Raw genomic sequence first — 26,270 nt, 5'->3', positions numbered from 1 at the left:
GATCGGCCCCCTCATGCGGGGATTGGCCGCCGATGTCGAGCGCGATCCGTGGTCGCCCGCGCTCCTGAATTTCCCGAACGGCTGGTCGGCGGATCAGGGAGGCGAACCGCCGGAAGCCCATCGAAGCCGCGTCCAGACCGCGAGCGCGCAGACCGCAACGAGCGCCACCGCGACGCCGACGAGAAGGCGGTGATGCGTCTTCAGATGGCCGAAAATCGTCTCGATGCCGTGGCCGAACCAATAGCCGGCGGACACGAAAACCAGCGCCCAGACCGTGGCCGCCGCCGCGTTGATGGCGAGGAAGCGGAGCGCGGGAAGCCGCGTCGTTCCGATCGCGATCGGGCTGACGGTTCGAAAGCCGTAGACGAAGCGGAAGCCGAAGGTGAAGAGCACGGGCCGCTTCTCGAACTCCGCCAGCGCCCGTGCGAAGAACGGCTTGGCGCTGACGCGCCGCACGAAGCGCGTTTCGCGAAAGAAGCGCCCGCAGGAGAAGAAGATCTGGTCGGCCGCGAACGAGCCGAGACCCACGGCGAGCATGACCTGCCAGAGCTTGAGCGTCCCGGCATGGGCGATCACCCCGGCGAGGATGGCGACCGTTTCCCCCTCGAAGCCGGCGCCGAGAAAGATCGCGGGAAGTCCGAACTGCGCGACGAGGCTTTCGATCGTCATGGCGTCGACACCGGCAGGGCCTGGCCGCGCACGACCTGGCGTGGCTGAAGCAGAAGGGCGACCAGCGCCGTCCAGCCGGTCTGATGCGAGGCGCCGAGGCCGAGGCCGGTTTCGCCGTGAAAGAACTCGTTGAAGGTCACGCGGTCGGCATCATTCGGGTCGGGATCGGGGTCCGCCATGGCGGGGCGCTGGCCAGTCGCGTCCTTCAGGAACAGCGCGCAAAGGCGGCGCGCGATCTCGTCGCTGATCTCCCTCAGCCCCATCGGGCGCCCGGACCCCGCCGGACATTCGACCTGAAAGGACTCGCCGTAGAAGCGTTCGAACTCCAAGAGTGCCTCGATCAGCATGAAGTTGAGCGGCATCCAGACCGGCCCGCGCCAGTTGGAATTGCCGCCGAAAATGGCAGCCGCCGAGGTGCCCGGCTCGTAGCGGACCTCGTAGCGCGCGCCGTCCAGATCGAGCGCGAAAGGGTGCGCCGCGTGCGCCTTGGACAACGAGCGCAGGCCGTGCGGCGAAAGGAACTCGTTCTCGTCCAGCATGCGGGCGAGCAGCGCCGTCATCCGCTGCCGGCGCAGGAGCGAAAGGAGGAGCCGCTCGTCCTTCCCGGGCTCGGCGAAGCGGGAGACCTCGCGCGTCAGATCGGGCCGGTGCCGCAGCATCCAGCCGAGCCGCTCGGCGAAGCCTGGATGGCGGCGGGCGATGTCGGCGTCCAGCACCTCCACCGCACAAAGCGGAATGAGCCCGACCAGCGAGCGCACGCGAAGCGTCGTCTCGCGGCCGTCCGGCAGGACCAGCGCGTCGTAGAAGAAGCCGTCCTCCTCGTTCCAGAGGCCCTGCCCGCAGGCCCCCTTCTCCGCCTCGCTGCCGCCGACATGGGTCATGGCGGAGGCGATGGTGAGGAAATGCTCGAAGAACTTCGTCGCGACATCCTCATAGACGGGATTCTCGCGCGCCAGTTCCAGCGCCATGCGCATGAGGTTGAGCGCATACATGGCCATCCAGGCCGTGCCGTCGGACTGCTCGACGAAGCCGCCGCCGGGGATCGGCGCGGAGCGGTCGAAGACGCCGATATTGTCGAGCCCGAGAAACCCGCCCTGGAAGAGGCTGCGCCCCGCCTCGTCCTTGCGGTTCACCCACCAGGTGAAGTTGATCATCAGCTTGTGGAAGACGCGCTCCAGAAAGGGCCGGTCGGCCGTCCCCGTCAACGCCTCGTCCATGCGGTAGACGCGAAGCGCGGCGAAGGCGTGGATCGGAGGGTTGGCGTCCCCGAACGCCCATTCGTAGGCCGGCAGCTGGCCGCTCGGATGCATGTACCATTCGCGCGTCAGGAGCAGGAGCTGCGCCTTGGCGAGCGCGGGGTCGACCAGCGCGGCGGTAATGGTGTGGAAGGCGAGGTCCCACGAGGCGTACCAGGGATATTCCCACTTGTCGGGCATCAGGACGACATCGGCATTGGCGAGATGCGTCCAGTCGGCATTGCGCCCGGACAGGCGGGAGGCCGGCGGCGTCGGCTCGCCGGGATCGCCGTCCAGCCAGCGCTTCACGTCGTAATGGTAGACCTGCTTGGACCAGAGGAGACCGCCCAGCGCCTGGCGCTGCACCAGCCGCGCGTCGGGGTCGGCGATGTCCTTCTGGAGCACGGCATAGAACTCGTCGGCTTCCGCCAGACGCGCGGCGAAGAGCGCGTCGAAGCCGGCGACGCCCAGCGGCGGCGCACCCTCCGGGCACCAGTGATAGCGCAGCACAAGCTGCTCGTCCGGCTCGATCCTGTGTTCCGAAAGAACCGCGCATTTGGTGCCGCTGTCCGGCAGGGCGGCCGCGCGGGCGCCGAGCACATGGTCGCCGATTGCGTCCTTGAAGGCGCCGTCCGGCCCCTCGCCGTAAAGCCTGCGCCCGTTGGTCTCGTTCTCACAGAACAGGAGGCGTGCCGGCTGCAGCGCAGAGAAGCGCCGGGGCGCGAAGCCGGGATGCGCGGCGGAGACGGAGCCGTCCGCCTCGCCCCGAAGCAGGGGCTTTTCGCCGGGATCGCCCCAGCTCCAGACATTGCGCGCCGCCAGTTGCGGCAGAACGTGGAGCGGGGCCGCGTCCGGCCCGCGATTGCGCACGCTGACACGCATCAGGATGTCGTCGGCCCCGCGCTTGGCATAGCTGATCTCGACGTCGAAATAGCGCCGCTCGGCGAAGAGGCCGGTGTCGGATATCTCGTACTCCGGCGCGTCCGTACCCTTGCGCCGCGCGTTCTCGGCCAAAAGATCGGCATAGGGGAAGGCGCCTTGCGGGTAGCGGTAGAGCATCCGCTGGTAGGAATGGGTCGGCGTGGCGTCGAGATACCACCAGACCTCCTTCACGTCCTCGCCGTGATTGCCCTCCGCGTTGGCGAGGCCGAACAGGCGCTCCTTGAGGATGGGGTCGCGCCCGTTCCACAGGGCGAGCGACAGGCACCAATGCTGGTGCGCGTCGCAGAAGCCGGCGATGCCGTCCTCGCCCCAGCGATAGGCGCGCGACCGGGCGTGGTCATGCGGCAGATAGGCCCAGGCGTCGCCATCGGCGCTGTAGTCCTCGCGCACGGTTCCCCACTGCCGCTCGGCGAGATAGGGGCCCCATTGGCGCCAGCCGGCGGCGTCCGCCTCGCGCAGGCGCCGGCCCTCGATCGTGTCGAAGAGCGGCGATGGCGGGCTCAAGCGGCGGGCTCCGCCGCCGGCCCGTCGACGCGCGCGTCGGGATCGTCTCCGAGCTTGGTCCAGCGCCGCCCGTCGCGCGCCAGAAGCGCGTCCGCGCCCGCCGGCCCGTCCGACCCGGCGGGATAAAGCTCCGGGCTGCCCTTGGCCCAGGCCTCGATCAGAGGCTCGACCACGGCCCAGGCGGACTCGATCGAATCCGCGCGCTGAAACAGCGTGGCGTCGCCGCTCATGCAGGCATGAAGAAGCATTTCGTAGCCGACATTGGGCGTGCGTCGGAAGAAGTCGTCGTGGCGATAGACTTCCGCCACCGGCGCCAGCGTCTGCCCGGGGCCAGGGCGCTTGGTCTGCAGTTCGGTGCGCAGGCCCTTTTCGCCGTCGATCTGGATGATCAGGCGGTTGGGCGCGGGCGCGGCGCCGTCGGCCTCGGCAAACAGCGCATGCGAGGCGGGCTTGAAGGTGACGACGATCTCGGTGCGGTGCGCCGTCATGCGCTTGCCCGAGCGCAGGTAGAAGGGCACGCCCTCCCAGCGCGGCGCGTCGATCGTGAGCTTCAGCGCGGCATAGGTCTCGGTCTCGCTGTTCGGGGCGACATCCGGCTCGGCGCGGTAGGCGGGGCGCGCCTCGTCGTTCAGGACGCCCGCGCCGTACTGGCCGCGCACGGCATCGCCCGGCTGCACGGGCCGCACGGCGGCCAGAAGCTTCGCCTTGGCATCGCGCACCGGCTTCTCGGCGAAGCTCTCGGGCGGCTCCATGGCGAGCATCGAAAGAAGCTGGAAGAGATGGTTCGGCACCATGTCGCGCAGCGCGCCCGCCTGCTCGTAGAACTGCCCGCGCCCCTCGACGCCCAGCGTCTCGGCGGCGGTGATCTCGACATGGTCGATATGTTCGGCCGACCAGATGGGCTCGAAGATCCGGTTGGCGAAGCGCAGCGCCAGGATCGCCTGCACCGTTTCCTTGCCGAGGAAATGGTCGATCCGATAGATCTGGCTTTCCCCGGCCACCGACAGAAGCTCCGCGTCGAGCGCGCGGGCGGAGGCGAGATCGCTGCCGAAGGGCTTCTCCACCACGAGACGTCGGAACGCGCCCTCCCCTTCTTCGAGCAACCCTACACGACCGAGCCCTTCGGCGATGGGCGCGAAGAAGCGCGAGGAGACCGCGCAATAGAAGACGGCATTGCCCGAGACATGGGCGCGCAGCGCCTCGAACGTCGAGGCCTCAGTGATGTCGCCCTTGAGATAGGACAGGCGCGCGCGCAGCGGATTCCAGACCTCGTCGCGGATCGTGCCGGCGTTGAACTCCGCGCCGGGATCGGCCGCGAGCTCGTGCAGCGACCGGGTGATGCCCTCGGCCCAGCTCGCGTCGGTGAGATCGGCCCGGTCGACGCCAAGGACGCGCATCGAGCCGTCCAAGAGCCCGGCGGCGGCGAGATCGTAGAGCGAGGGCACGAGCAGGCGCTTGGTCAGATCGCCCGCCGCGCCGAAGATGACCAGCGTGCAGGGCGGCGCGGCCGCGCAGGCGGCGGTGGGGGACGGCGTCATGACGAGACCTCAGGGGATGAAACGGCGGGAGCACGGGCGCCGAGGCGGGCGGCGACAGTGTCGGCGACGCGCAGCGCGTTGGCAATGATGGTGAGGGTCGGATTCACCGCGCCGATCGAGGGAAAGAAGCTGGCGTCGGTGACATAGAGATTGTCGATCCCATGGGCGCGGCAGTCGCGGTCGAGCACCGCCGTCGCCGGGTCTTCGCCGAAGCGCAGCGTGCCCGCCTGGTGCGCCGTGCCGCCGATTGGCGTGTCCTTGCCGAGATAGAGCGTGCGATCCATCAGATGCGGATGAATGTCGGCCTTGTCGCAAATCCGGCGCAGCATCTCGCGAAGCTGGCGGTGGCCGTCCATGTTGCTTTCGGTGAGATCGAGATGGACCTGCCCGTTGCGGTAGTGGACGCGGTTCTCCGGCAGCGGCAGGTCTTCCGAGGTCAGCCAGAAGTCGATCGAATGCCGGGCGATCCAGTCGAAGGGCTTTTCGGGCAGCCAATGGAGGAAGGGCGGCAGCCCCTCCACCTCGACCTGCGTGCCGTCCGACTTGCCGACCATCTGGATATGGCCGAGCGGAAACTCGAACGGGTTGAGCGGCGACTTCGCATGAGCGTGGTAGAAGTCGTTGAGGCCCAACGTCTTCTGGAACTCGGTCGGGTTGGGATCGCGCGATATGGCCAGAACCGTCGCGTTGTTGTGGCGCATGTAGTTGCGCCCGACCAGCCCCGAGCGATTGGCGAGCCCATCGGGATGCCGGTCGCTTGGCGAGCGCAGGAGCAGCAGCGCCGAAGACAGCGCGCCGCAGGCCACCACCACGATGTCGCCCCGGATCGTGTGCCGGCGCCCCTCCACGATCGTCTCGACCCCGGTAACGGAGCCGCCCGAGGCGTCGGTCGTCAGGCGCTCGACATAGGCGTTCTTCAGCAGCGTCAGGTTCGGATGCGCGGCAAGAGCCGGATCGACGCAGATGATCTGGGCATCCGACTTGCCGTTGGTCAGGCTGGGATAGCCATCGAACGGGTCGCAGCGCAGGAGGGGCGAATGCGGCGTCGCGGCCCCCGTCTCGTCCTGGTCGAGAAGCGCGCCCATCGGCAGGTGAAACGGATGCAGCCCCTCCCGCGCCCAGTCGTCGGAGAGTTTCTGGATGCGCGGCTCGTGACGGATCGAAGCGTGCTTGTAGGGCTTGGGAGCGGGCGGCTCGGTCGGGTCCTCGCCCCGCGCGCCGCGAACCTCGAACAGCTCCTCTGCCGCCTGATAATAGGGTTCGAACTCGTCGTATTTCACCGGCCATTCCGGCGCGACGCCGCCGGAATGGCGCACGGCGTCGAAATCCTCGACCCGCAGCCGCAGAAGCACGGCGCCATAGACCTTGGAATTGCCGCCGACGAAGTAGTGAAGGCCCGGCTTGAACGTCGCCCCGTCGGACGAGGCCCAGGTCTCGTCCACCTGATAGCGGCCCTTGGCGAAGACCTCGTTCGTGTCCCAGTTCGCGCGCTCGCGCTTGAGATAGTCGCCGCGTTCCACGAGCAGGATGCGCTTGCCGGTCTCAGCCAGCTTCCAGGCCATCGTCCCGCCTCCGGGCCCGGAGCCGATGATGACGACGTCATAGCGATCTTCGATCATGAGGAGCCCGCGCTTGGTTCAGGTCGTCCCTAAAAGCCCCAGCCGGCAGGGCGTTCCCTGCCGCCGCATGACCATTTGTTCACGCGCCGCCGCGCCTCCTGGAGAAACGCGCGGCCCCTGGATCGAACTTGAAGCAAGGAAACGGGGCGGCGCCCGGACCGGGGGCGAGGCTGAGCGGCGTCCCTTTCAAGTCTAAGTTCTAATTACGACTGTTGAGCGTCGATGGATTACCCTCCGATCCCTCATAAAAATTGCAAAAATCATCTTGCCGCACTGAAACACTGCGCTACTCCAGTCGCCCGGTCGGCTTGATTCATTCGCCGGAGCACACGCATCCAAGCAAACCGACTTTTTGACTGTGGCTTTACGCACAATAGTAAGATTTTTCGCGCTATTTTGGGCCTGACGATTGGGAACTTCCGTATGCTGACTCGCCGCCTCTTCGCGAAATCCCTGGCCAGTTTGGCGCTTGCGAGCGGCTCCGCTTGGACGCCCGCCTTCGCCAAGACCGCGATCCTCACGCTGAGCGGTCGTTCGAACGGCGCGAGTATCACGGTCCCTCTCGACTTGGCCGACATGGACGCCCTGCCGCAGACGAGCTTTCGCACCTCGACGCCCTGGACCGAGGGCGTCGTAGAGTTCAGCGGCGTCTCGCTGCAAGACTGCCTCGCGGCCAGCGGCATCACCGGCGACAAACTCCATCTCGTGGCCCTCAACGACTACGAGGCCGAGGCGGACCGCACCGACATGGTGAATGCCGAGGCGCTGCTGGCCACGCGCCAGAACGGCCGGGTCATGACGATCGCGGACAAGGGACCGGTCTTCCTGATGTTCCCCTTCGATCGGCGCAGCGATCTGCAGCGCCGCAGCTACTATGCCCAGGCCGTCTGGCAGCTGGCGGAGGTCAACATCGAATGATCGCCGGTCGAATGTTCCGCAGGTCCGCGGCCCGGTGCCGCCGGCTCAAGCTCTGGCTCACCGTCATCACCGCCGTGCTGGCGCTCGCGGCCGTCGCGAGCTCCCTCCTCGCCTATACCTATCAGCGCCGGATCATGGAGGCCTCGCGCTACAACACGACCTTCGACTTCGGGCAGACGGCGGCGGAGCTGATGCGCCTGCAGCTGGCGCTGGAGGAAAGCCGGGGAGAGGGCTCGATCGAGGAGGTTCGGTTCCGCTACGCCATTCTGGTCAACCGGCTGAGCATCGTCACGATCAATCGCGTCGACCCCAAATCGGCGCAGGGCAAGGTTCTGGGGAGCCTCCAGCGGGAGGTGCTGGCCCTGGCCCCCCTGATCGCGCAGCTGCCCGACCCGACGATGCTGACCCTCACCATCGACCAGCTCCGGCCCTTCGTCGGCCCGGTGCTTCGCCTCGCCGGCCAGGCGCACAGCCAGGCCAGCAACGAGATCCAGAGCAACCAGAACTGGCTGATCGTCATCTTCGCGGCGATTTGCTGCGTGACCCTGTCTCTCGTCCTGTTCGGCGCGGGGCTGATGGTGGTCGTCTTGCGGCAGAACGCGCATCTCGACAGGATCGTGCGCACCGACTGGCTGACCGGCATCGCCAACCGCTTCGCCTTCAGCCACGCCTTGCGCCAGGGCGAAGGCGAGGATCAGACGATGATCCTGCTCGACGTCGATCACTTCAAGACGCTGAACGACACGTTCGGCCACGCGGCGGGCGACAAGCTGCTGATCGAGCTGTCCCAGCGCCTGCGCTGGGCCTGCGGGGACGCGGCGATGATCGCGCGCATCGGAGGGGACGAGTTCGCGGTTCTCTATCGCGGATCGGACGCCGAGGCCCGGAGCATCGCCTGCTGCGAGCGCATCCTGGAGCAGGTCCGCAGCCCGTTCGACATCGAGGACCGGCAGGTTCGCTCGCATGTCACGCTCGGCCTCAGCTCCGGTGGGGCGGGGCTGCACCAAGGCACGTGCCTGTTCAAACATGCCGACATCGCGCTCTACGAGGCGAAGGCGGCGGGGCGCAACCGCTTCGTCGTCTTCCGCCCCGAGATGAACCAGCATCTGGGCCGGCGACAGGCGCTTCAGAACGGCATGCGGGAGGCGATCGCGCGCGGCGAGTTCTTCCTCCTGTTCCAGCCGATCGTCGATCTCTCGACCGGTCTCACCTGCGGCTTCGAGGCGTTGCTGCGCTGGCAGCACCACGAGCTCGGCCTGATCTCACCGGTCGAGTTCATTCCCGTGGCGGAGGAAAGCGGCCAGATCGCCATGGTCGGCCTTTGGGTGATCGAGGAGGCTTGCCGGCAGGCGGCGCGCTTCCCCACCGAAACCTTCGTCGCGGTCAACGTCTCGGCCGACCAGCTGGTGGATCCTCTCTTGGTGCAGCACACGACCGCGAGCCTTGCCCGGCATGGGCTGGAGCCCGAGCGCCTGGAAATCGAAATCACCGAAAGCACGCTGATCGAGAACGACGAGCGGGCGCTCGCCGTGCTTCACGCACTGCGGGCCATGGGCTGCCGCATCTCGCTGGACGATTTCGGCACGGGCTATGCCTCGCTCAGCTATCTCCGGCGCTTTCCCTTCGACAAGATCAAGATCGACCAGTCCTTCCTGCGCAGCAGGTCGCATCGAGAGGAAGGCATCGCCATCATCGCGGGGACCTGCGATCTCGCGCGCCGGCTGAACCTCACCATCGTCGCCGAAGGCGTCGAGACGGAAGAGCATCGCCAGATCGTCGCCTCCGCCGGAAGCCACCAGGGCCAGGGCTATCTCTTCGACAGGCCACTCTCGCCCGAGGCCTCGCTGGCTCGGATCGAGGCCGAGGCGCGGCGGACGTCGGCGCGGCCCAAGCCGGAGCGCGAGCAGGGCCCGGCCGAGGCCCTGATGGCGATGATCTGAAACCCGCCGCGCGCCCCTCGCTTTCGCGCCCGCCCTAACCAAGCAGCCTGGGGCAACGCAGTTGCGAAAAAGTACAAGGCGAAAGTGCCCGATTTTTGCAGTTGCGTTTTCGCTCTCAGAAAAACTCTTAGGCCCCTTACCACCAGTTTGTCTTCGCAACCGCCCGAAATAGCACGGGCAAAGCCGCCTGCCGTATGGGATGCGGCCTCGCCTGCTCGAACGATGCGAAGCCCTCTTCCCGCTTTTTCGACCCCGATCGGCCAAAAAAGTATCGATGTCTTGATCGTCCCGATGTAGCGGCCCGGCAACAGCTGGCCCTATGGTCCCCTTGCCGATCGTTCGGACCCGCAGGTTGGGAGACCTCGCGGCTCGACAGGCCCGAAAGGGGCGACGCGGCTGGGGAGGAACGCGGTCATGCAGCCTGATCTGGAACTCGTGCATATTCGCAAGGGCGAGTCCTTCGCGGCCTGGATGCACGGCTATCCGTTCCGCACCGTGCGCTGGCACTACCACCCCGAATACGAGATCCACCTCGTCGTCGCGACCTCCGGCCGCTACTATATCGGCGACTTCGCCGGCCGGTTCTCGCCCGGCCAGCTCATCATGACCGGCCCCAATCTGCCGCAGAACTGGATCAGCGACATCGCCGAGGGCGATAGCGTTCCGGTGCGCACCATCGTCGTGCAGTTTCCCGAGAGCTTCATCGAAGGGGCGAGCGGCGCCATCGCCGAGATGCAGGCGCTGCGCCCGCTTCTGGAGCGCTCGCGGCGCGGGCTCCTGTTCGACGACGCCACCAGCGCCGCCGTGACGCCCCTCATGCGCCGGCTGGTGGACGCGCAGGGCCTGAGGCGCATCGCCCTGTTCTGGGAAGTCCTCGACCATCTCCAGGCCGGCGAGCACGAGGTCCTGGCCAGCCTCAGCTTCGAGCCCAATCTGTCGCAGACCAAGGACAGCGGCATCAACCGGGCGCTGGCGCATCTGCGCGAGCATCTCACGCAGAGCGTCGAGGAAGGCGATCTCGCCGAAATCGTCGGCCAGAGCCCCAGCGTCTTCTCGCGCGCCTTCAAGCGCCACACCGGCACGACCCTGGTGCGCTACCGCAACCAGCTTCGCATCGACCTCGCCTGCCAGATGCTCCTGACCGAGCCCAATGCCTCGATCGCCAGCATCTGCTTCGAGGTCGGCTTTTCCAACCTCTCCAATTTCAACCGCCATTTCCTGAAGCTGAAGGGCCTCTCGCCCTCGCAGTTTCGCGCCAGTTTCGCGGCCAACGAGGCTTTCGCCACGGCCAGCTGACCGCCGGCCTCCAGCCACCGACCTTCACCCATCCGCAGCTTCACGCTGCCGGAAACGAGCGGACGCGTCCGCAAACCAAGCCCGGGAGGACTTAACATGCTTCGATCGACCCTTCTCGCCGTGTCCATGGCGGCCCTTGCCGCCTCCATGGTGCCCGCCAGCGCGCAGACCGCGCCCAAGCTCAAGATCGGAATGACGTTCCAGGAGCTGAACAACCCTTACTTCGTTTCCATGCAGGAGGCGCTGAAGGAGGCCGCCGCCAGCATCGGCGCCGATGTGGTCGTCACCGACGCCGGCCATGACGTCGCCAAGCAGATCTCCGACGTCGAGGACATGCTGCAGCAGAAGATCGACATTCTCCTGCTCAACCCGACCGACAGCGCCGGCATCGAGGCCGCCGTGCAGGCGGCGAAAGCGCAGAACGTCATCGTCGTGGCGGTGGACGCCAATGCCAACGGCCCGGTGGACACGTTCGTCGGCTCCAAGAACCGCGACGCCGGCTACATGTCCTGCAAGTATCTCGGCGAGTCGCTGAAGGGCCAGGGCGAGGTCGCCATTCTCGACGGCATCCCGGTGATCCCGATCCTGCAGCGCGTCGAGGGCTGCAAGGCCGCGCTCGGCGAGTTCTCCGGCATCAAGCTGGTGGACACGCAGAACGGCCGCCAGGACCGCTCGGTCGCGCTCGGCGTCGTCGAGAACATGATCCAATCGCACCCCAACCTCGCCGGCATCTTCTCGGTGAACGACGGCGGCGCCATGGGCGCGCTCGCCGCCATCCAAGGCTCGGGCCGCGACATCAAGCTGACCTCGGTGGACGGCGCGCCGGAAGCGGTGAAGGCGGTGGCCGACGGCACGCCCTTCATCGAGACCACCGCGCAGTTCCCGCGCGATCAGGTCCGCGTCGGCCTCGCCATGGCGCTGGCGCAGAAGTGGGGCGCGCGCGTGGTGCCCAAGGAAGTGCCGATCGACGTGCGCGTCGTGGACTCCAAGAACGCCGCCGACTTCAGCTGGTAGAACTCTCGGGTCCTCGCCGTGGGAGCGGCGGGGACCCTTCGAGACGATGGGAGCGAACATGCTGGAACTTCGGGGAATCAAGAAGAGCTTCGGCCGCATCGAGGTCCTGCATGGCATCGACCTGACGGTTCGCGCCGGCGAGGTCCATGCGCTGCTCGGCGAGAACGGCGCCGGCAAGTCGACCCTCATGAAGATCCTCTGCGGCATTCTGAAGCCCAACGAGGGCACGATCCGCATCGACGGCGAGCTGCGCCAGTTCGCCGACTACGATCAGGCGATCGAGGCCGGCATCGGCATCGTCTTCCAGGAATTCAGCCTGATCCCGCATATGAACGCGGTCGAGAACATGTTTCTGGCGCGGGAGATCCGTGGCCCTCTGCGGCTGCTCGACCGGCGCGCCATGCGAATGCGGGCGGGCGAGGTCATGGCCCGGCTCGGCGTCGAGGTGCCGCTGGGCGTGCCGGTGAACCGGCTCTCGGTCGCCCAGCAGCAATTCGTCGAGATCGCAAAGGCGCTTCTTCTCGACGCGCGCATCCTGGTGCTGGACGAGCCGACCGCAACGCTCACCCCGTCCGAGACCGAACATCTCTTCAAGGTCATGCGCGAGCTGCGCCGCCAGGGCGTCGCCGTGGTCTTCATCTCGCATCATCTGGAGGAAATCTTCGAGATCTGCGACCGGATCACCGTGTTGCGGGACGGGCAATTCGTCGCCGAATGCGCCGTCAGCGAAATCGACAACGACCGGCTGGTGGAGATGATGGTCGGCCGCCGGCTGGAACAGAACTTTCCGCCAAAGCCCGCGCGCGACGCGAACGCCCCGCTCATGCTGGCGGTGGAGGCAATTCAGCTGAAGAAGGGCGGGCCGGTCTCGCGCTTCCAGCTGCGGCGCGGCGAGATCCTGGGCTTTGCCGGCCTCGTCGGCTCGGGCCGCACCGAGACCGTGCTCGCCATGCTCGGCGCCCATTCGGCCGCGCGCTGCGAACTCGAGATCGACGGGCGCAAGGCGCGCCTGTCGGGGCCGGACGAGGCGCTGGCGCAGGGCATCGGCCTCCTGCCGGAAAGTCGGAAAGAACAGGGGCTCATCACCTCCTTCTCGATCCTGCAGAACATCTCGCTCAACAATTACGGCAAGTACCGCCGGAACCACTGGTTCATCGACCGCAAGCGCGAGGTGGCCGCGACCGAGGCCGCCATGGGTCAGGTGCGCGTCAAGGCGCAGGGGCCGCATGCGCGCGTCGACACGCTGTCGGGCGGCAACCAGCAGAAGGTGGTCATCGCCCGCTGGCTCAACCATCAGATGAAGGTTCTCATCTTCGACGAGCCGACGCGCGGCATCGATGTCGGCGCCAAGGCCGAGATCTACACGCTGATGCGCGCCTTCGCGGCGGAGGGGCATGGGATCATCATGATCTCGTCCGAACTGCCGGAGGTCATCGGGATGAGCGACCGCGTCTGCGTCTTCCGCTCCGGCGCCATCGTCGCCACCGTCGAGGGCGAAGCGATCAATGCCGAACAGATCATGACCTTTGCTACGACCGGGAGGGTCGAACATGTCGATTGAAGCACAGGCGACCAGCCGCGACTGGCGCGCCAATTTCGGGTCCTTTCTCCATTCGCCGCTCGTCCTGCCGCTGGCGGGCCTTGTGGTCGTCTCCTGCCTGATGGGGCTGGCGAGCGACAATTTCTTTTCCGTCAGCAATCTCTTCAACGTGCTGCGGCAGGTCTCGATCGTCGCGGTTCTCGCCGTCGGCATGACCTTCGTCATCCTGACCGGGGGCATCGACCTTTCGGTCGGCGCGGTGATGGCGCTGGTCGGCACGGTGTCGGCGGGGCTCATCGTCAATTCGGGCCTGCCCGCCGCAGCCGCGCTGCCGCTCGGCCTCGCGCTGGGTCTCGGCATCGGCCTTGCCAACGGCTTCCTCGTCGCCTGGGGCCGCATGCCGGCGATCATCGTGACGCTGGCGACCATGGGCATGGCACGCGGCCTCGCCCTCATCTATTCCGGCGGCTATCCCGTTTCGGGCATTCCAAGCTGGATTTCCTGGTTCGGGATCGGCCGGGTCGGCATCGTGCCGGTGCCCGTCATCATCATGGTGGTGATCTACGCGATCGCCTTCGTTCTCCTGCAGCGCACGGGGTTCGGGCGGCATGTCTATGCGCTGGGCGGCAACGAGCTGGCGGCGCAGCTTTCGGGCGTCAAGACGCGGCGGGTGAAGCTTACGGTCTACGCCATATCGGGCCTCACCTCCTCGCTCGCGGCGGTGATCCTGACCGGGCGCCTGATGAGCGGCCAGCCCAATGCCGGCATCGGCTTCGAGCTCGACGCCATCGCCGCCGTGGTGCTGGGCGGCACGGCGATCTCGGGCGGGCGCGGGCTGATCCTCGGCACGCTGATCGGCGCGGTGCTGCTCGGCATCCTCAACAACGGCCTGAACCTCATGGGCATCAACCCCTACCTCCAGGACGTCATCAAGGGCGGCATCATCCTCTTGGCCATCTATATCGGTCGCGAATGGCGCTGACCGGCCCTCCCGAACCCCAAACACGCATCAGCAGGAGAGAAAGAATGTCGGAACAGCTTAGCGGCAAAGTCGCCGTCATCACCGGGGCCGCCTCGGGGATCGGCCTCGCCACCACCAGGGCCTTGCTCGGCGAGGGCGCGACGGTCGTGATGGTGGACTGGAACGAGACGGCGCTGAACGATCTGGTGGCCGAACTCGGCGACCGCGCCGTCGCGCAGGTCACCAACCTTCTCGACGCGGAGAGCTGCACCGCCATGGTGCCGGAGATCCTCCAGAAGGTCGATCACATCGACATTCTCTACTGCAATGCCGGCACCTATATCGGCGGCGATCTGACGGAGACGACACCCGAGGCCATCGACAAGATGCTGAACCTCAACGTCAACGCCGTGATCAAGAACGTCCACGCCGTCGTGCCGCACATGACGGAGCGCAAGACCGGCGACATCATCGTCACCTGCTCCATCGCCGGCCATTATCCCACCTATTGGGAGCCGGTCTACGCCTCGTCCAAATGGGCCGTCACCTGCTTCGTGCAGACCATGCGCCGGCAGATGATCCCGCATGGCGTGCGCGTCGGCCAGGTCTCGCCCGGCCCCGTCGTCTCGGCCCTCCTCGCCGACTGGCCGGAGGAGAACCTGCGCAAGGCCAAGGAGTCGGGCAGCCTGATCGACCCGAGCGAAGTGGCGGACGCGATCGTCTACATGCTGACGCGCAAGCGCACCGTGACGATCCGCGACATGATCGTCTTGCCGACCAATTTCGACCGCGTCTAAGAGCACCTAACAAAATCTCTGGGCGGAGGATGGTCGAGGGATGTCCGTCGGGGACGAGGAGCGAAGCGCAGTCGATGCCGGGGGCATCGGCGAGCATTCGCGACGAAGTCCACGGCGGAAAGACACGACCAGCCGACCCCACGAGATTTTTGTTAGGTGCTCTAAAACAAGGCGAGAATGTCGCGGGGAGCGAGGGCCGGCATGACGAGATATTGGATGGGCGTGGATGTCGGCACCGGCTCGGCGCGGGCGGGCGTGTTCGGGGCTGAGGGGCAGCTTCTGTCGCTCGCCCGGGCGCCGCTCGACATGCACCGCGAAGGCGGCACGATCGCCGAACAGTCGAGCGCGCAGGTCTGGCGCGCCGTCTGCGAGGCGGCGCGCGAGGCTGTGCGGCAGGCGGGCGTGGACCCCACTGATATCGCCGGGCTCGGCTTCGACGCGACATGCTCGCTCGTCGTGCTGGGGCCGGACGGCGAGGGCCTGCCGGTCGGCGACCCCGCCCACCCCGAGCGCGACATCGTGGTCTGGATGGACCACCGCGCGACGGAGCAGGCCGAGCGGATCAACGCGGCGGGCCATCCGGTCCTGCGCTATGTCGGCGGGCGCATCTCGCCCGAGATGCAGACGCCCAAGCTCCTTTGGCTGAGCGAAAACCGGCCGGAGGTCTATAAGCAAGCCGCCGACTTCTTCGACCTCACCGACTTTCTCACCTTCAAGGCCACCGGCGCGCGGGATCGCTCGGCCTGCACCGTCACCTGCAAATGGACCTATCTCGCCCGCGAGGGCGGCTGGAACGAGAGCTATTTCCGCCAGATCGGCCTCGGCGATCTCGCCGACCAGGGCTTCCAGCGCATCGGCCGCCGTGTGGTCGAACCCGGCACGGCGCTGGGCCAGGGGCTGACGGAGGCGGCCGCGCGCGATCTCGGCCTTCGGCCCGGCACGCCGGTCGCCGCCGGGCTGATCGACGCCCATGCCGGGGGTCTCGGCACGGTCGGGGCCAGCGGCGGCACGGGCGATCCGACGACATGCCTAGGCTATGTCTTCGGCACCTCCTCCTGCACCATGACGACGACGCACGAGCCCCGCTTCGTGCCGGGCGTCTGGGGGCCTTACTTCTCCGCCATGGTGCCGGGCTTCTGGCTGAACGAGGGCGGCCAGTCCGCCGCCGGCGCGGCGATCGACCAGCTGCTCCTGCTCCACCCCGCGCATGGCGAGCTCGAAGCGCGCGCCGGCAGTGCCGGCAAGGCGCTGCCGCAATGGCTGGCGGAACAGGCGCTGGCGCGCGCCGGCTCGGCCAGCGAGGCCGTGCATCTGGCGGCGGGGCTGCATGTCGTGCCGGAGTTCCTGGGCAATCGCGCGCCCTTCGCCGATCCGCATGCGCGCGCCGTGGTGGCGGGTCTCGGCATGGACAATGGCGAGGCCTCGCTGGTCCAACTCTATGTCGCCGGCCTCTGCTCGCTCGGCTACGGCTTGCGCCAGATCATCGAGACGCAGGCCGCGCACGGCGCCTCGGTCGAGACGATCAGCGTCAGCGGCGGCGCGGGCGTCCACCCCCTCACCCGCCAGCTTCTGGCCGACGCCACGGGCCGCGTGGTCGAGGTGACGGAATGCCCGGAGCCGGTGCTGCTCGGCGCGGCCATGCTGGGCGCAGTGGCGGCAGGCGAGCATCCCGACCTCGCGACTGCCATGCCCGCCCTGTCGCGCGTCGCCACGCGCTGCGAGCCGAACCCGGCGACGCGCGCGCTGCACGAGCGTCGCCACGCCGCCTTCCTGGCGCTCCAGCGCACCGCCCGCGAGATCCGCGCGGCGGAGGATGCCGCCTCGGTGCACTGAGGCGCCCGCCCCCTTTCCTCCCCGGCGCCCGCCTCGGCGGCGCGCCGGCCCCTCCCCTTTCGAAAGGTCCACCATGCAGTTTTCCGGCAAGAGCGTCATCATCACGGGCGCGGGCAAGGGGATCGGCCGCGCCTGCGCGCAGCTCATGGCCGCGCGGGGGGCGGAGGTCGTGGCGCTCAGCCGCACGCAGGCCGATCTCGACAGCCTGAGGGCGGAGACCGGGGCGCGCACGATCCAGGTGGATCTCGCCGACCCCGCCGCCACCAGGGCCGCGATGCGCGAGGCGGGAACCGCCGACCATCTCATCAACAGCGCCGGCATCAACGTTCTCGAAAGCGTCCTCGACATGAGCGATGCCGGGTTCGACGCCGTGATCGGCATCAACCTTCGCGCCGCGCTCATCGCCTGCCAGGAATTCGCCCGCGCCCGCATCGCCGCGGGCGGCGGCGGCGCCATCGTCAACATCACCTCGATCGCCGGCCATCGCGGCTTTCAGGACCATCTCGCCTATGCCGCCTCCAAGGCGGGGCTGGAGGGCGCGACGCGCGTGCTCGCCAAGGAGCTCGGCCCCCACCGCATCCGCGTCAACGCCGTGGCGCCGACGATCACGGTGACCGAACTGGCGGTCGCCGCCTGGAGCGACCCGGTCAAGAGCGCCCCCATGATGGTGCGCCATCCCATGAACCGCTTCGCCGAGGCCGAGGAGGTCGCCGCCTCGATCGCCATGCTCCTGTCGGACGACGGTCTCATGGTGTCGGGCGCGGTTCTGCCGGTGGACGGCGGCTTCCTCGCCGTCTGACCCGTTCGCGAGCGGCGAAGCCGGTTCACAATTGCAGCACCTTCCTCTTATACTTTCGGAGGAAAGGATGGGCTCATGCGCAGAATCGGAACGCTGTCTTGCGCCTTGGTCTGGCTTGCGCTGGCCAGCTCGGCCCATGCGGCGGAGGGCGCGGGCGAGGCGGCCAATGCGCCGGGCTGGATCGCGACGCTCGGCTTCAGCGCAGAGGTCGCGACCGGCGGCGACAATTCGATCCTGCCGTCCACGATCGAGCTGCGCCGGGCCGACGAGCCCGAAGGGTTCGGCGCTCCGGACGACGCCTTCGGTTGGGCGCTTCTGGACTGGAACGGCCTGTCGCTCGGCCCGGCGGGGGACGTGCGCCGCGTGTCGAACCGGCTGGCCGCCGATGCCGGGGCCTTTGCCGAATTTTGGCCGGTCGAGGGTCGCGTGCGGCTGCGCGCCGAGGCGCTGGACAATGTGGGCTCGGGCCAGGGCGCGCATCTCACGCTCGGCAGCGACCTCGTCCTGCCGGCCTTTTCCGGCTCGACCTTCTCGGTCGGCCCGCGCCTGACGCTCGGCACGGAAGACTTCTTCAAGACCGGCGTCGACGCGCGCGACGCCGTGCCCGCCTCGCGCCGCTTCTATGCCGGCGCCACGACGGCGCTGAAGGTGCCGCTCACGCCCGGCGTTTCCACCACTTTCTACGACGAGATCCAGACCCCGCTCGCCGGCAACGGCAGGCGCGACGGCCACGCCGAGAACACGCTCGGCGCCGAGGTGGACTTCTCCTTCAAGGTTCCCTGATCCGAAACCTCGACTGGATCGAGACGGCGGAGCATTGCGGGCCTTAGGCCAGCACGGCCTTCGTCACCGTGATCCCCTGCTTCTTGATGCGGTGCCAGAGGCTGCGTTCGCTGATGCCGAGAAGGCGCGCCGCTTCCACCTGCACGCCGTTGGTCTCCTTGAGCGCGGCGAGGATGCGCGCGCGCTCGAACCCGTCCAGCGCCGCGTCGAGATCCATGGGAAAGCTGTCGAAGCCCTCGCGCGCGGCGGCCGGGCGCTGCTCGACATAGGGCGGCAGGTCGCCGGCCCCGATCGTGGGGCCGCGCGAGGAAAGAAGCGAGCGCTCCACGCAGTTCTGCAATTCGCGAATGTTGCCCGGCCAGTCGTAGCGCATGAGAAGCGCCTCCGCCTCCGGGCTGAAGCTCACCGCGCGCCGGCCGACCTGTGGCCCGATCTCCTCGGCGAAGCGGCGCAGGAGGAGCGGAATGTCCTCCCGGCGCTCGCGCAGCGGCGGCAGTGCGATCGGGAAGACAGCGAGGCGATAGAACAGGTCCTCGCGGAACGTGCCCTCGGCCACCATGGCGCCGAGGTTCCGGTTAGTGGCGGCCACGATGCGCACGTCGACATGGCGCGTGTGCGAACTGCCGACCGGCTCGAACTGGCGCTCCTGCAAGACGCGAAGAATTTTGGCCTGGAGCGCCAGCGGCATGTCGCCGATCTCGTCCAGAAACAGCGTGCCGCCGTCGGCCTGCGCGAAGCGGCCGACCCGGTTGGCGCTGGCGCCCGTGAAGGCGCCCTTCACATGGCCGAAGAACTCGCTTTCCAGAAGCTGCTCGGGGATGGCGGCGGCGTTGACCGCGACGAAGGGCTTTTGCCGGCGCGGGCCGTTGAAGTGGATGGCGCGCGCCACGACCTCCTTGCCCGTGCCGCTTTCGCCGGTGACGAGAACCGTGGTGCGCGAGGGCGCGACCTCGGCGATGGCCTTGGTCACCTCCTGCATGGCGGGCGAGATGCCGACCAGGCCCTCGACGCGGTAGCGTCCTTCCAGCTCGCGGCGCAGCCGGTCGTTGTCGCGCAGCGCGTCGTGCAGGCGCAGCGCGTTGGCCACCGTCGCCTCCAGCTCCTCCACCTCGATCGGCTTGCCGATATAGTCGAAGGCGCCGTCCTTGATCATCTGCACGGCGTCGCGAACCGTGGTGAAGGCGGTCATCACCACGACGGGCAGGATGGGATGGGTGCGGCGGATTTCGACTAGAAGATCGTGCCCGCTCATGCCGGGCATGCGCAGGTCGGTCAGCACGAGATCGACGGGCTGGGCGCCGAGCTGCGCGAGGGCGGCGGGCGCGCCCACGGCCTGGAGCACCTCGTAGCCGAGATTTTCCAGCATGCCGCCCAGCACGTCCAGCAGTCTTTCCTCGTCGTCGACGATCAGGATCGTGTGCGTCATCGGTCCAGTTCTTGCGCTGCGGGGGCGGCCACCGGGGGGGCGGCGACGGGAAGCGTCAGCTCGAAGACCGCGCCTCCCTGCGGAGCGTTCCGGGCCTCGATCCACCCGCCATGACCTTCCACGATCGCAAAGACCGTCGCAAGGCCAAGTCCCGTGCCCTGGGCCTTGGTGGTGACGAAGGGATCGAAGACGCGCTCCAGAAGCTCGGGCGGAATGCCCGGCCCGGTATCAGTGAGGCGGATCGGCAGGTTAGCGCCCGCCACGGGGCCGATCTCGATGCGAAGGCGTTTGAGCTTGGCCAAGGTGCCGTCGACGGCTTCGGCCCCCTCTTCCATCGCCGCCAGCGCGTTGAGCACGAGGTTCAGGAAGGCCTGCGCCATCTGGTCGAGATCCACCGTCACCAGCGCGCCGCGCGAGCGGTCCTCGATGCCCAGCGCGACGCCGCGCCGCTCGATCTCCTCGCGGCAGAAGCCGAGCGCGCGCTCCACCAGCTCGCTCGCGGTCAGCGTGCTGGTGCGCTGGGCGGGGCGGGCGAAGACGAGGAAATCGCGGATCAGCTGGTCGATGCGGCGCACCTCTTCCGCGACATAGCCGAGGCGCCGCCGGTCGGCTTCGGCGAGTTCCGTGCGCCGCTGCACCAGCTCGGCCGTGGTCTTGATGATGCCGAGCGGGTTGCGCACCTCATGCGCGAAGCCGGCCGCCACCTCACCCAAGGTGGCGAAGCGCTCCTTACGGCGCAGGCGCGCCTGAAGCTGGCGATAGTCCTGAAGTTGCAGCGACATGGCGTTGAACGAGGCGACGAGCCGGTCCAGCTCGTCGTTTCCCTGAACCGGGATCTGCTGCGAGAAGTCGCCCGCCGCCACGGCGCCGACGCCCTCCGCCAGCCGGGCGACGCGCTGCGTGACGAAGCCGGACAAGGCGATGCCGACCACGACGGCCAAGCCCATGCCGGTGGCGAAGATGACCCAGAGCAGCGCGTTGGTGCCGGCGATGGGCACGCCGCCGAGATCGACCTCTAGCGAGCAGGCGACGACGCCCACCAGCCGGTCGCCGTCCCGCACCGGGATCAGGATGCCGATCGAGGAGCCTTCAGTGCTGCCCGTGCGGTCGATATAGCTGCCGCGCGGCAGGCCGACCAGCGCCGCCAGCGTATCGGCGTCCGGCGCCGGCTCGACATTGGACGAGGAGGAATAGACCGGCCGGAACTTGCCGTCGATCGGGTAGTAGAGGGTGAGGTCGAGCGAGCCGATCGTGCCGATGTCCTTGATGAAGGAATCATCGAGAAAGGCGCCGGCGAAGACCTCCACCGGCCCGGTCGGCGTTTCCACCTGGCGCTCGTGCCCGGTCATGATCACCGTGCGCCCGCCGCCGCGAAAGAGATAGACGTCGTTGCCGCCCTCGAAGGGCAGGCGCTTCAACTGCTCGAAGGGCAGGTTGGAATAAAGCAGCCGGCCGTTCGTCTCGCGCAGGGTCAGGAGGTCGAAGCCGAGCGCGTTGAGAAAGGGCTGCTCGTTGCCGACCGAATTGCCGGCCCGCGTCTTGGCCGCCATCTTCTCGATGCGATGGCGCGTTTCGGGCGTATTGAGCGCGGGCGCGATGTCCTCGCCGCCGCGCTTGACGCTGGCGAGGAAGAAGCGGCCGATCTGGAACAGCCAGGTCTCGACATTCTCCGTATAGGTCGCCGACACGACGGAGGCGGCGATCTGCGAGGTGATGAGCATGGGCAGGACGCTGACGGCCACCAGCGCCGCCACCAGCTTCCACCGGATCGAGTCGCGCCAGAGCCGCCGGACCTTGTCTGCCCTCACGCCTCCTCGTTCCCCATCAAGGCGAGACCAGAGAGGATCAGGGCGATGCCGGCGAGGCGCCAGCCGTCCAGCGTCTCGCCGAACACGAGAACCGAGGCGGCGATGATGGCGACCGTCACCAGCGAGCTCATGGGAAAGCCGCGCGACAGCGGCATCCGGTCGAGGATGGTCATCCAGGCGAGGAACGCGCCGATATAGCCGCAGGCCGCCGCCAGCACCCAGGGCTCATGCAGCGCCGCCGCCAGCCAGGGCCGGCCGAAGGCGACGCCCGACAGGCCCTCGCCCGCTTCCTTCAGCGCCACCTGCGCCAGGGTCTCGAACAGGATCAGCGCGCCCCAGGCCAAAAACTGACGCAGGAGCCGAGACGGCCGCGCCTCGCTAGCCGCATGGGGCGTCGCGCTCACGCGCCCTTCCCCGCGAACGTCGCCCCGTGATGATGGGCATCCTGATGATCGGCCTCCTCGCGGTCGGCCTCCACCAGATCGGCGATCGCCGGGTCGAACCGGTCGAGCCGCACGACGCGCGCCACCTGGAGCAGGATCGCGTTCACCAGCTTGTTGCGATGGCGGAAATACTGGCCGTTGGGCGACAGGCGGCATCCCAGCCGCAGCTTCGGCCCGTAGAAGGCCTGTCCGCTCTGGTAGACCGGCACGCCGTTCTCGATGCACCAAGCGACGTTCACCATCCAGCTGTTGAAGTAGAAATTCAGGGTCCGCGCCACGGCGTAGTCCATGCCGATATACTTGTCGATCAGGCGCTCGGGGGTTTCGATCACGAAATTGAAGCCGAACAGCCGCTCCTCGTGGAAATAGAGCACCATCGCGGCCTGCGGCGCCAGATGGCGAAGCATGGCGGGAAAATAGTCGCGCGGCAGATGCTCGAACTGCAGCTCGCTGTTGTCCACGGTCTGGCAGTAGAGCGCGTAGACCTCGTCGCCGAGATCGTCGATGTTGCGGCGGCGCTCGACGCGCACCCCGGCAAAGGCCTTGCGCTTGCGGCGAAGGTCACGGCGCATGTTGCGCCCGAGCGTTGCGAGATAATCGTCCACCGAGCGAAAGGGCAGATCGAGGCTGGCGGTCGGCAGGCCTGGCAGAAGCGCAAAGCCCGAGCGTTCGACGATCGGCGCCCACAAGGCTTCGTCGCGCTCTGCCGCGTCCTTCACCGCGAAGAGACCGTAGCCGCGCCGGGCGGCCTCGCCCCGCGCGGCATCCACCAGCTGGCCGAGCAGCGCCTCGCGCCCGCCGACGGGCACACGCTGCGAAAAGCCGACATGGCAGACTTCCGCGACCGGCGAGCCGAGCGCGAAGAGGTTCAGCTCCATCAGAAACGGCACCAGCCGGTGGAGCCGGTCGGTGAAGCGGCGCAGGCCCCCTTGCAGGGTCGTGTCCACGCGGTAGCGCGTGCCGAAGCCCGGCACGATGGCGACGACGCCGGCAGCGTCGCGCAGCACGGCGTAGAACCAGGTGAACCCCGGCGGCCCCGCCGCCTCGCAGGCGCGGTAGAAGTCGAAATTCTCGGGCTCGCGACCGAAGCAGCTCTCCCACGCCTCCCGGCCGATCTCCTCGACGCTGGCGTGCAGCGTGAAGTCCGCGCTCACAGGAACACCCCGGCTTCGGCCTGCGGCAGGGCGGTCGGCGCGCCCAGGCGGCGCATGAAGTTCACCGAAACGTCGGCGACCGTGTCGCGCTCCTGATCCACGGTGATCATGTGGTAGCTGTCATAGAGAAGCTGCAGCTCCACCGGGCCGCCGAGATGGCGGGCGATGTAGCCGGCATTGCGCGGGCTGCTGACATCGTCCTCGCTCGCCTGCACCACGAGTGCGGGCGTCTTGATGCCCGGCAGGCGCTTCTTCACCACGCGGATCAGCTTCATGATCTCGTGGATGCTGCGCCCGGGCGTGTCGAGAAGGCCGGCCTCGGCGCTGTTCCCCTTACGCATGGCCGCGACGATCTTGGCGCGCAGCCGCTCGTCCTTCAGCCCGTAAGGGTAGCTCTCGCGAAAGCGCGCGAACCGGCCGAGGCCGAGCGCCATGACGGAGGGCAGGAGAACGCGCGTGCGCGGAATGCTCCAGCCGTCGTAGAAGAGCGTCGGCGAGTAAAGCAGCGTGCCGGAGATGCGCTCGCCCAGCTCCGACGCCACCATGAGCGAGAGCAGCGCGCCCATGGACAGGCCGCCGACGAAGACCCGCTCGTAGCGCTGGCTCAGGCGCTCCGCCGCCTCCACCGCCGCGCGCAGCCAGTCCGTCCAGCGCGTGGCGACGAGATCGGCCTCCGTGCCGCAATGGCCGGGCAGGCGCAGCCCGTGGACGGCGAAGCCCGCCTGCGAAATGCGCCGACCGACCAGCTTCATCTCGGCGGGCGTGCCGCCGAGGCCGTGGATCAGCAGCACCGCCGCGTCGCCGCCGGGAAAGGCGAAGCCCTCGTCGGGAGACAGGCCGTTGTGAAAGGAAGCGTTCATGCGCTGACTCCGACAAGCGCCGCGCCGGCGGCGATGAGTAGGGTGGACATCCAGCGGCGCGGCGGCACCGCCTCGCCCAGGAAGAGCCGGCTCGCCAGGACGACGCCGACATAGGAAAGGGTGGCGATCGGGAAGGCGACCGAGAGATCCATGTGCGACAGGACGAAGAGCCAGGCGACGAACTCGACGGCATAGAGGCCGACACCGGCCGCGATCTGCGGCGAGCCGAGAACGCGGCGCACGAGGCCGGTCTTTTCGCCCCCTGCCTTCTCTTGTTGCGCCGTGTCGGTCTCGTCCGATCCGTCAAGCCCGGTCTTGAAGAGGATCTGGCCGCCGACATCGAGGATCACAGTCAGCCCCAGCACCAGGGGCGCGGCGAGGCCGCTCATGCGAAAGCCTCCAGCGCTTCAACAAGACGCCGGTTGGCCTCGCCGTTGCGGGCCAGCGCGGCCTGCGACCCGCCGGGCGGCCCGCCGCGCGGCTGGTCCATCCACGCCTCGGTGAGCTTCATCGGGTGGCGATGGCGGGCGGGGGCATGGTCGCCGCAGATATCGGCGCCGACGATCTCGCGCGCCTGCCCGATCATGCCGATCGCCTCGATCACGCGCGCCAGCGGCATCTGGCCCTGGTCCCAGTTGGTGACGGCCTCGCTCGGGGCCAGAACGTCCTTGTCCACGGTGATCCAAACCCGGCCGGCCGGCAGCGAGGCGATCAGCTCGTCCATGAAGCAGGTGAAATTCTCGGCCTCGACATTGCGCCAGTGGATCTCGCCGGACCGGACGCGATGGCCCGGCCCGTCGGACACGCTCTTGCGCGTCGGCGTCGGCGCGCGGCGCCAGGCGAAGACCTGATGCCGGCCGTCCGACAGCGCCTCGAGATTGGCGCCCTTGCGGTCGGGCCGGTGGAGATCGTCGGCGCAGGGGCCGATGGTCACGACGCGCTGCACATGATCCTGCGCCAAGGCCATGTTCACCCAGCCGCCGCAATGGCGGGCGGGAAAGCAGCGGCACCAGTCGGGGTGATTGTCGAAATGCACGACGCTGAGCGGCCCCGGCGCGCGGGCGATCAGCGCCGCCGAGACATGGTGATAGTCGCCCGAGCCGAACAGCGTGAGAAAGGGCGCAGGGCCCCCGCGCTCGCTTGTCGCCAACGCCGCTTCCAGCCGCCGCCAGTCGCGGCCCGAGGACCAGAGCCGGAGCGGGTTGCCCAAGGCCGTGAGGTCGATCCGCTCGGCCCGCCCGTCGCGCAGGCGCTCGGCCAGCGGCGCCTGCTCCGGCAGGCTGCCGTCGAGATCGAGAAGGCGCAAGGGCGCGCGGCGCATCACGCGGCCTCCGTCGCCCGCCTTTCCAGCGGCGGCAGGAGATCGACGATCTGGGCAAGCTGCGCCGTCAGCTCGTCGAAGCTGGCGAAGGCGACATGCCGGCGGCCGAGATCCTCGCAATGGGCGGCGAGCGCGCCCTTGGCAAGCACCAGCTCGACCGCGCCGCTGCCGCAGAAATCCGAGCGCCCGTCGCCGATCAGGATGCGCCGGCTGGTCGCCTGATGGCTGGCGACCGCGCATTTGCAGGTGCCGGCGCCGCTGGCGCAGCCCGCTTCCGCGTGGGGATGCTCCAGACGATAGGAGCGCTCGCCCGTCGCCACGAGGCGGTTGGCCAGAACCGGCAGGCCGCGCACGCCATGGCGGGCGAGGACGCGGCGGATGGCGTAGTCGATCCCGTCGCTGACGACGCTGACCCGCGCGCCGAGCATGAGAGCGGCGCCGAGAAAGGCGGGGAAACCGGGGTCGATCTCGACCTCTTCCAGAACCGCGTCGAGTTCTTCGGCCGAGGCGTCGATCAGCGCCACCTGGCGCGCCATGCACTCGCGCGAGCCGATCTCGCCGCGCTCCCACGACGCTTCCACCGCTTCCCAGCCGGGGACGGCCAGCCGTTCGAGAAGAAGATCGGTCACGTCGGAGCGCGAGATCGTGCCGTCGAAGTCGCACAAGATGTCGAAACCCATGAATGTCGTCCTTGCCACGGGCCGGAGGCGCCGCCTTTCACCCTTCCTTGGCAAAGCCCGTGCCAAGTGAGGGAAAGGCCGGGCGCGAAGGGCGCGCGCGCTGGACGGCCGAAATCGGCCCGCGAGCCGCCCTCCAAATTTTGGAGGAGAGCGGGCACCCTGCCGACGACACTCCTGCAGCCAGAGTCTC

Annotated in this window: 22 protein-coding genes; 10 read left to right on the top strand and 12 right to left on the bottom strand. The window is 68.2% G+C overall.

The genetic code is table 11. The features are described from left to right. Positions 1-93 precede the first annotated feature (93 nt). From AUL32_RS17340 to AUL32_RS17325, 4 genes are read right to left on the bottom strand one after another with little or no spacing between them, the layout of a single operon-like run. Positions 94-669, bottom strand: coding sequence for a DedA family protein (locus tag AUL32_RS17340; RefSeq protein ID WP_062117637.1), 576 nt, complete (start codon positions 667-669; stop codon positions 94-96). After that, positions 666-3,350, bottom strand: coding sequence for an MGH1-like glycoside hydrolase domain-containing protein (locus tag AUL32_RS17335; protein WP_062117634.1), 2,685 nt, complete (start codon positions 3,348-3,350; stop codon positions 666-668). Before AUL32_RS17335 ends, AUL32_RS17340 begins: the two co-directional genes overlap by 4 nt. Next, the gene (zwf, locus tag AUL32_RS17330; protein WP_062117631.1) at positions 3,347-4,888 is read right to left on the bottom strand and encodes a glucose-6-phosphate dehydrogenase; all 1,542 of its coding nucleotides are present in this window, start codon (positions 4,886-4,888) and stop codon (positions 3,347-3,349) included. The genes AUL32_RS17335 and zwf overlap by 4 nt, the downstream gene beginning before the upstream one ends. Then, positions 4,885-6,507, bottom strand: coding sequence for an FAD-dependent oxidoreductase (locus AUL32_RS17325; RefSeq protein WP_062117629.1), 1,623 nt, complete (start codon positions 6,505-6,507; stop codon positions 4,885-4,887). Before AUL32_RS17325 ends, zwf begins: the two co-directional genes overlap by 4 nt. A 423-nt stretch (positions 6,508-6,930) precedes the next feature. On the opposite strand from AUL32_RS17325, the gene AUL32_RS17320 reads away from it, so the two are divergent. The 10 genes from AUL32_RS17320 (at position 6,931) to AUL32_RS17275 (ending at position 18,388) form a co-directional block, all read left to right on the top strand. Further along, positions 6,931-7,425 (top strand): hypothetical protein, encoded by a 495-nt coding sequence (locus tag AUL32_RS17320; RefSeq protein WP_062117626.1) that lies wholly within the window; start codon positions 6,931-6,933, stop codon positions 7,423-7,425. Positions 7,426-7,436: 11 nt separating this feature from the next. Then, positions 7,437-9,365: a putative bifunctional diguanylate cyclase/phosphodiesterase gene (locus AUL32_RS17315; RefSeq protein WP_192847481.1), complete on the top strand. Its 1,929-nt coding sequence runs from the start codon at positions 7,437-7,439 to the stop codon at positions 9,363-9,365. 414 nt (positions 9,366-9,779) lie between these two features. Next, complete coding sequence (locus AUL32_RS17310; protein ID WP_062117620.1) at positions 9,780-10,661, top strand: AraC family transcriptional regulator; 882 nt, start codon at positions 9,780-9,782, stop codon at positions 10,659-10,661. Positions 10,662-10,787: 126 nt separating this feature from the next. Beyond that, on the top strand, positions 10,788-11,675 hold the full coding sequence (locus AUL32_RS17305; RefSeq protein ID WP_374700964.1) for an ABC transporter substrate-binding protein: 888 nt from the start codon (positions 10,788-10,790) through the stop codon (positions 11,673-11,675). Positions 11,676-11,733: 58 nt separating this feature from the next. Beyond that, positions 11,734-13,236 carry a sugar ABC transporter ATP-binding protein gene (locus AUL32_RS17300; protein WP_062117616.1) on the top strand — a complete coding sequence of 501 codons (1,503 nt, stop codon included), beginning with the start codon at positions 11,734-11,736 and terminating at the stop codon, positions 13,234-13,236. Next, positions 13,226-14,197 carry an ABC transporter permease gene (locus AUL32_RS17295; protein WP_061978358.1) on the top strand — a complete coding sequence of 324 codons (972 nt, stop codon included), beginning with the start codon at positions 13,226-13,228 and terminating at the stop codon, positions 14,195-14,197. The genes AUL32_RS17300 and AUL32_RS17295 overlap by 11 nt, the downstream gene beginning before the upstream one ends. Before the next feature lie 44 nt (positions 14,198-14,241). Further along, positions 14,242-14,973 (top strand): SDR family oxidoreductase, encoded by a 732-nt coding sequence (locus tag AUL32_RS17290; RefSeq protein WP_062117612.1) that lies wholly within the window; start codon positions 14,242-14,244, stop codon positions 14,971-14,973. Between the two features lie 201 nt (positions 14,974-15,174). Continuing rightward, positions 15,175-16,806 (top strand): FGGY-family carbohydrate kinase, encoded by a 1,632-nt coding sequence (locus AUL32_RS17285; protein WP_062117609.1) that lies wholly within the window; start codon positions 15,175-15,177, stop codon positions 16,804-16,806. 73 nt (positions 16,807-16,879) lie between these two features. Then, a complete protein-coding gene (locus tag AUL32_RS17280; protein WP_062117606.1) occupies positions 16,880-17,605 on the top strand; it encodes an SDR family oxidoreductase in 726 nt (241 codons plus the stop codon). Between the two features lie 75 nt (positions 17,606-17,680). Continuing rightward, the gene (locus AUL32_RS17275) at positions 17,681-18,388 is read left to right on the top strand and encodes a hypothetical protein (protein WP_062117603.1); all 708 of its coding nucleotides are present in this window, start codon (positions 17,681-17,683) and stop codon (positions 18,386-18,388) included. A 43-nt stretch (positions 18,389-18,431) separates the two neighbouring features. On the opposite strand, the gene AUL32_RS17270 is transcribed toward AUL32_RS17275, so the two are convergent. The 8 genes from AUL32_RS17270 to AUL32_RS17235 are packed head-to-tail and all read right to left on the bottom strand — an operon-like array spanning position 18,432 to position 26,080. Further along, complete coding sequence (locus tag AUL32_RS17270) at positions 18,432-19,814, bottom strand: sigma-54-dependent transcriptional regulator (RefSeq protein ID WP_062117600.1); 1,383 nt, start codon at positions 19,812-19,814, stop codon at positions 18,432-18,434. Beyond that, positions 19,811-21,622, bottom strand: a complete 1,812-nt coding sequence (locus AUL32_RS17265; protein ID WP_062117599.1) for a sensor histidine kinase — start codon at positions 21,620-21,622, stop codon at positions 19,811-19,813. The genes AUL32_RS17270 and AUL32_RS17265 overlap by 4 nt, the downstream gene beginning before the upstream one ends. Further along, positions 21,619-22,026, bottom strand: a complete 408-nt coding sequence (locus tag AUL32_RS17260) for a DMT family transporter (RefSeq protein ID WP_061978351.1) — start codon at positions 22,024-22,026, stop codon at positions 21,619-21,621. Before AUL32_RS17260 ends, AUL32_RS17265 begins: the two co-directional genes overlap by 4 nt. After that, complete coding sequence (locus AUL32_RS17255; protein WP_062117593.1) at positions 22,023-23,219, bottom strand: GNAT family N-acetyltransferase; 1,197 nt, start codon at positions 23,217-23,219, stop codon at positions 22,023-22,025. The genes AUL32_RS17260 and AUL32_RS17255 overlap by 4 nt, the downstream gene beginning before the upstream one ends. Continuing rightward, positions 23,216-24,079, bottom strand: a complete 864-nt coding sequence (locus AUL32_RS17250; RefSeq protein ID WP_061978349.1) for an alpha/beta hydrolase — start codon at positions 24,077-24,079, stop codon at positions 23,216-23,218. Before AUL32_RS17250 ends, AUL32_RS17255 begins: the two co-directional genes overlap by 4 nt. Further along, positions 24,076-24,468: an EamA family transporter gene (locus AUL32_RS17245; RefSeq protein WP_062117590.1), complete on the bottom strand. Its 393-nt coding sequence runs from the start codon at positions 24,466-24,468 to the stop codon at positions 24,076-24,078. Before AUL32_RS17245 ends, AUL32_RS17250 begins: the two co-directional genes overlap by 4 nt. Then, positions 24,465-25,400, bottom strand: a complete 936-nt coding sequence (locus AUL32_RS17240) for a hypothetical protein (RefSeq protein ID WP_062117587.1) — start codon at positions 25,398-25,400, stop codon at positions 24,465-24,467. Before AUL32_RS17240 ends, AUL32_RS17245 begins: the two co-directional genes overlap by 4 nt. Beyond that, positions 25,400-26,080 carry an MtnX-like HAD-IB family phosphatase gene (locus AUL32_RS17235; RefSeq protein WP_062117582.1) on the bottom strand — a complete coding sequence of 227 codons (681 nt, stop codon included), beginning with the start codon at positions 26,078-26,080 and terminating at the stop codon, positions 25,400-25,402. Before AUL32_RS17235 ends, AUL32_RS17240 begins: the two co-directional genes overlap by 1 nt. Positions 26,081-26,270: the final 190 nt, after the last annotated feature.

The organism is Aureimonas sp. AU40, from assembly GCF_001463785.1.
Lineage (GTDB): Bacteria > Pseudomonadota > Alphaproteobacteria > Rhizobiales > Rhizobiaceae > Aureimonas.
This window is presented reverse-complemented; position numbering and strand designations above follow the sequence as displayed.

Bases quoted from the DNA above. Each gene is read 5' to 3' on its own strand.
- AUL32_RS17235 (WP_062117582.1), bottom strand. From the start codon at position 26,080: ATGGGTTTCGACATCTTGTGCGACTTCGACGGCACGATCTCGCGCTCC.
- zwf (WP_062117631.1), bottom strand. From the start codon at position 4,888: ATGACGCCGTCCCCCACCGCCGCCTGCGCGGCCGCGCCGCCCTGCACG.
- AUL32_RS17320 (WP_062117626.1), top strand. From the start codon at position 6,931: ATGCTGACTCGCCGCCTCTTCGCGAAATCCCTGGCCAGTTTGGCGCTT.
- AUL32_RS17240 (WP_062117587.1), bottom strand. From the start codon at position 25,400: ATGCGCCGCGCGCCCTTGCGCCTTCTCGATCTCGACGGCAGCCTGCCG.
- AUL32_RS17295 (WP_061978358.1), top strand. From the start codon at position 13,226: ATGTCGATTGAAGCACAGGCGACCAGCCGCGACTGGCGCGCCAATTTC.
- AUL32_RS17280 (WP_062117606.1), top strand. From the start codon at position 16,880: ATGCAGTTTTCCGGCAAGAGCGTCATCATCACGGGCGCGGGCAAGGGG.
- AUL32_RS17325 (WP_062117629.1), bottom strand. From the start codon at position 6,507: ATGATCGAAGATCGCTATGACGTCGTCATCATCGGCTCCGGGCCCGGA.
- AUL32_RS17315 (WP_192847481.1), top strand. From the start codon at position 7,437: ATGTTCCGCAGGTCCGCGGCCCGGTGCCGCCGGCTCAAGCTCTGGCTC.
- AUL32_RS17245 (WP_062117590.1), bottom strand. From the start codon at position 24,468: ATGAGCGGCCTCGCCGCGCCCCTGGTGCTGGGGCTGACTGTGATCCTC.
- AUL32_RS17270 (WP_062117600.1), bottom strand. From the start codon at position 19,814: ATGACGCACACGATCCTGATCGTCGACGACGAGGAAAGACTGCTGGAC.
- AUL32_RS17250 (WP_061978349.1), bottom strand. From the start codon at position 24,079: ATGAACGCTTCCTTTCACAACGGCCTGTCTCCCGACGAGGGCTTCGCC.
- AUL32_RS17300 (WP_062117616.1), top strand. From the start codon at position 11,734: ATGCTGGAACTTCGGGGAATCAAGAAGAGCTTCGGCCGCATCGAGGTC.
- AUL32_RS17340 (WP_062117637.1), bottom strand. From the start codon at position 669: ATGACGATCGAAAGCCTCGTCGCGCAGTTCGGACTTCCCGCGATCTTT.
- AUL32_RS17310 (WP_062117620.1), top strand. From the start codon at position 9,780: ATGCAGCCTGATCTGGAACTCGTGCATATTCGCAAGGGCGAGTCCTTC.
- AUL32_RS17275 (WP_062117603.1), top strand. From the start codon at position 17,681: ATGCGCAGAATCGGAACGCTGTCTTGCGCCTTGGTCTGGCTTGCGCTG.
- AUL32_RS17290 (WP_062117612.1), top strand. From the start codon at position 14,242: ATGTCGGAACAGCTTAGCGGCAAAGTCGCCGTCATCACCGGGGCCGCC.
- AUL32_RS17305 (WP_374700964.1), top strand. From the start codon at position 10,788: ATGGCGGCCCTTGCCGCCTCCATGGTGCCCGCCAGCGCGCAGACCGCG.
- AUL32_RS17285 (WP_062117609.1), top strand. From the start codon at position 15,175: ATGACGAGATATTGGATGGGCGTGGATGTCGGCACCGGCTCGGCGCGG.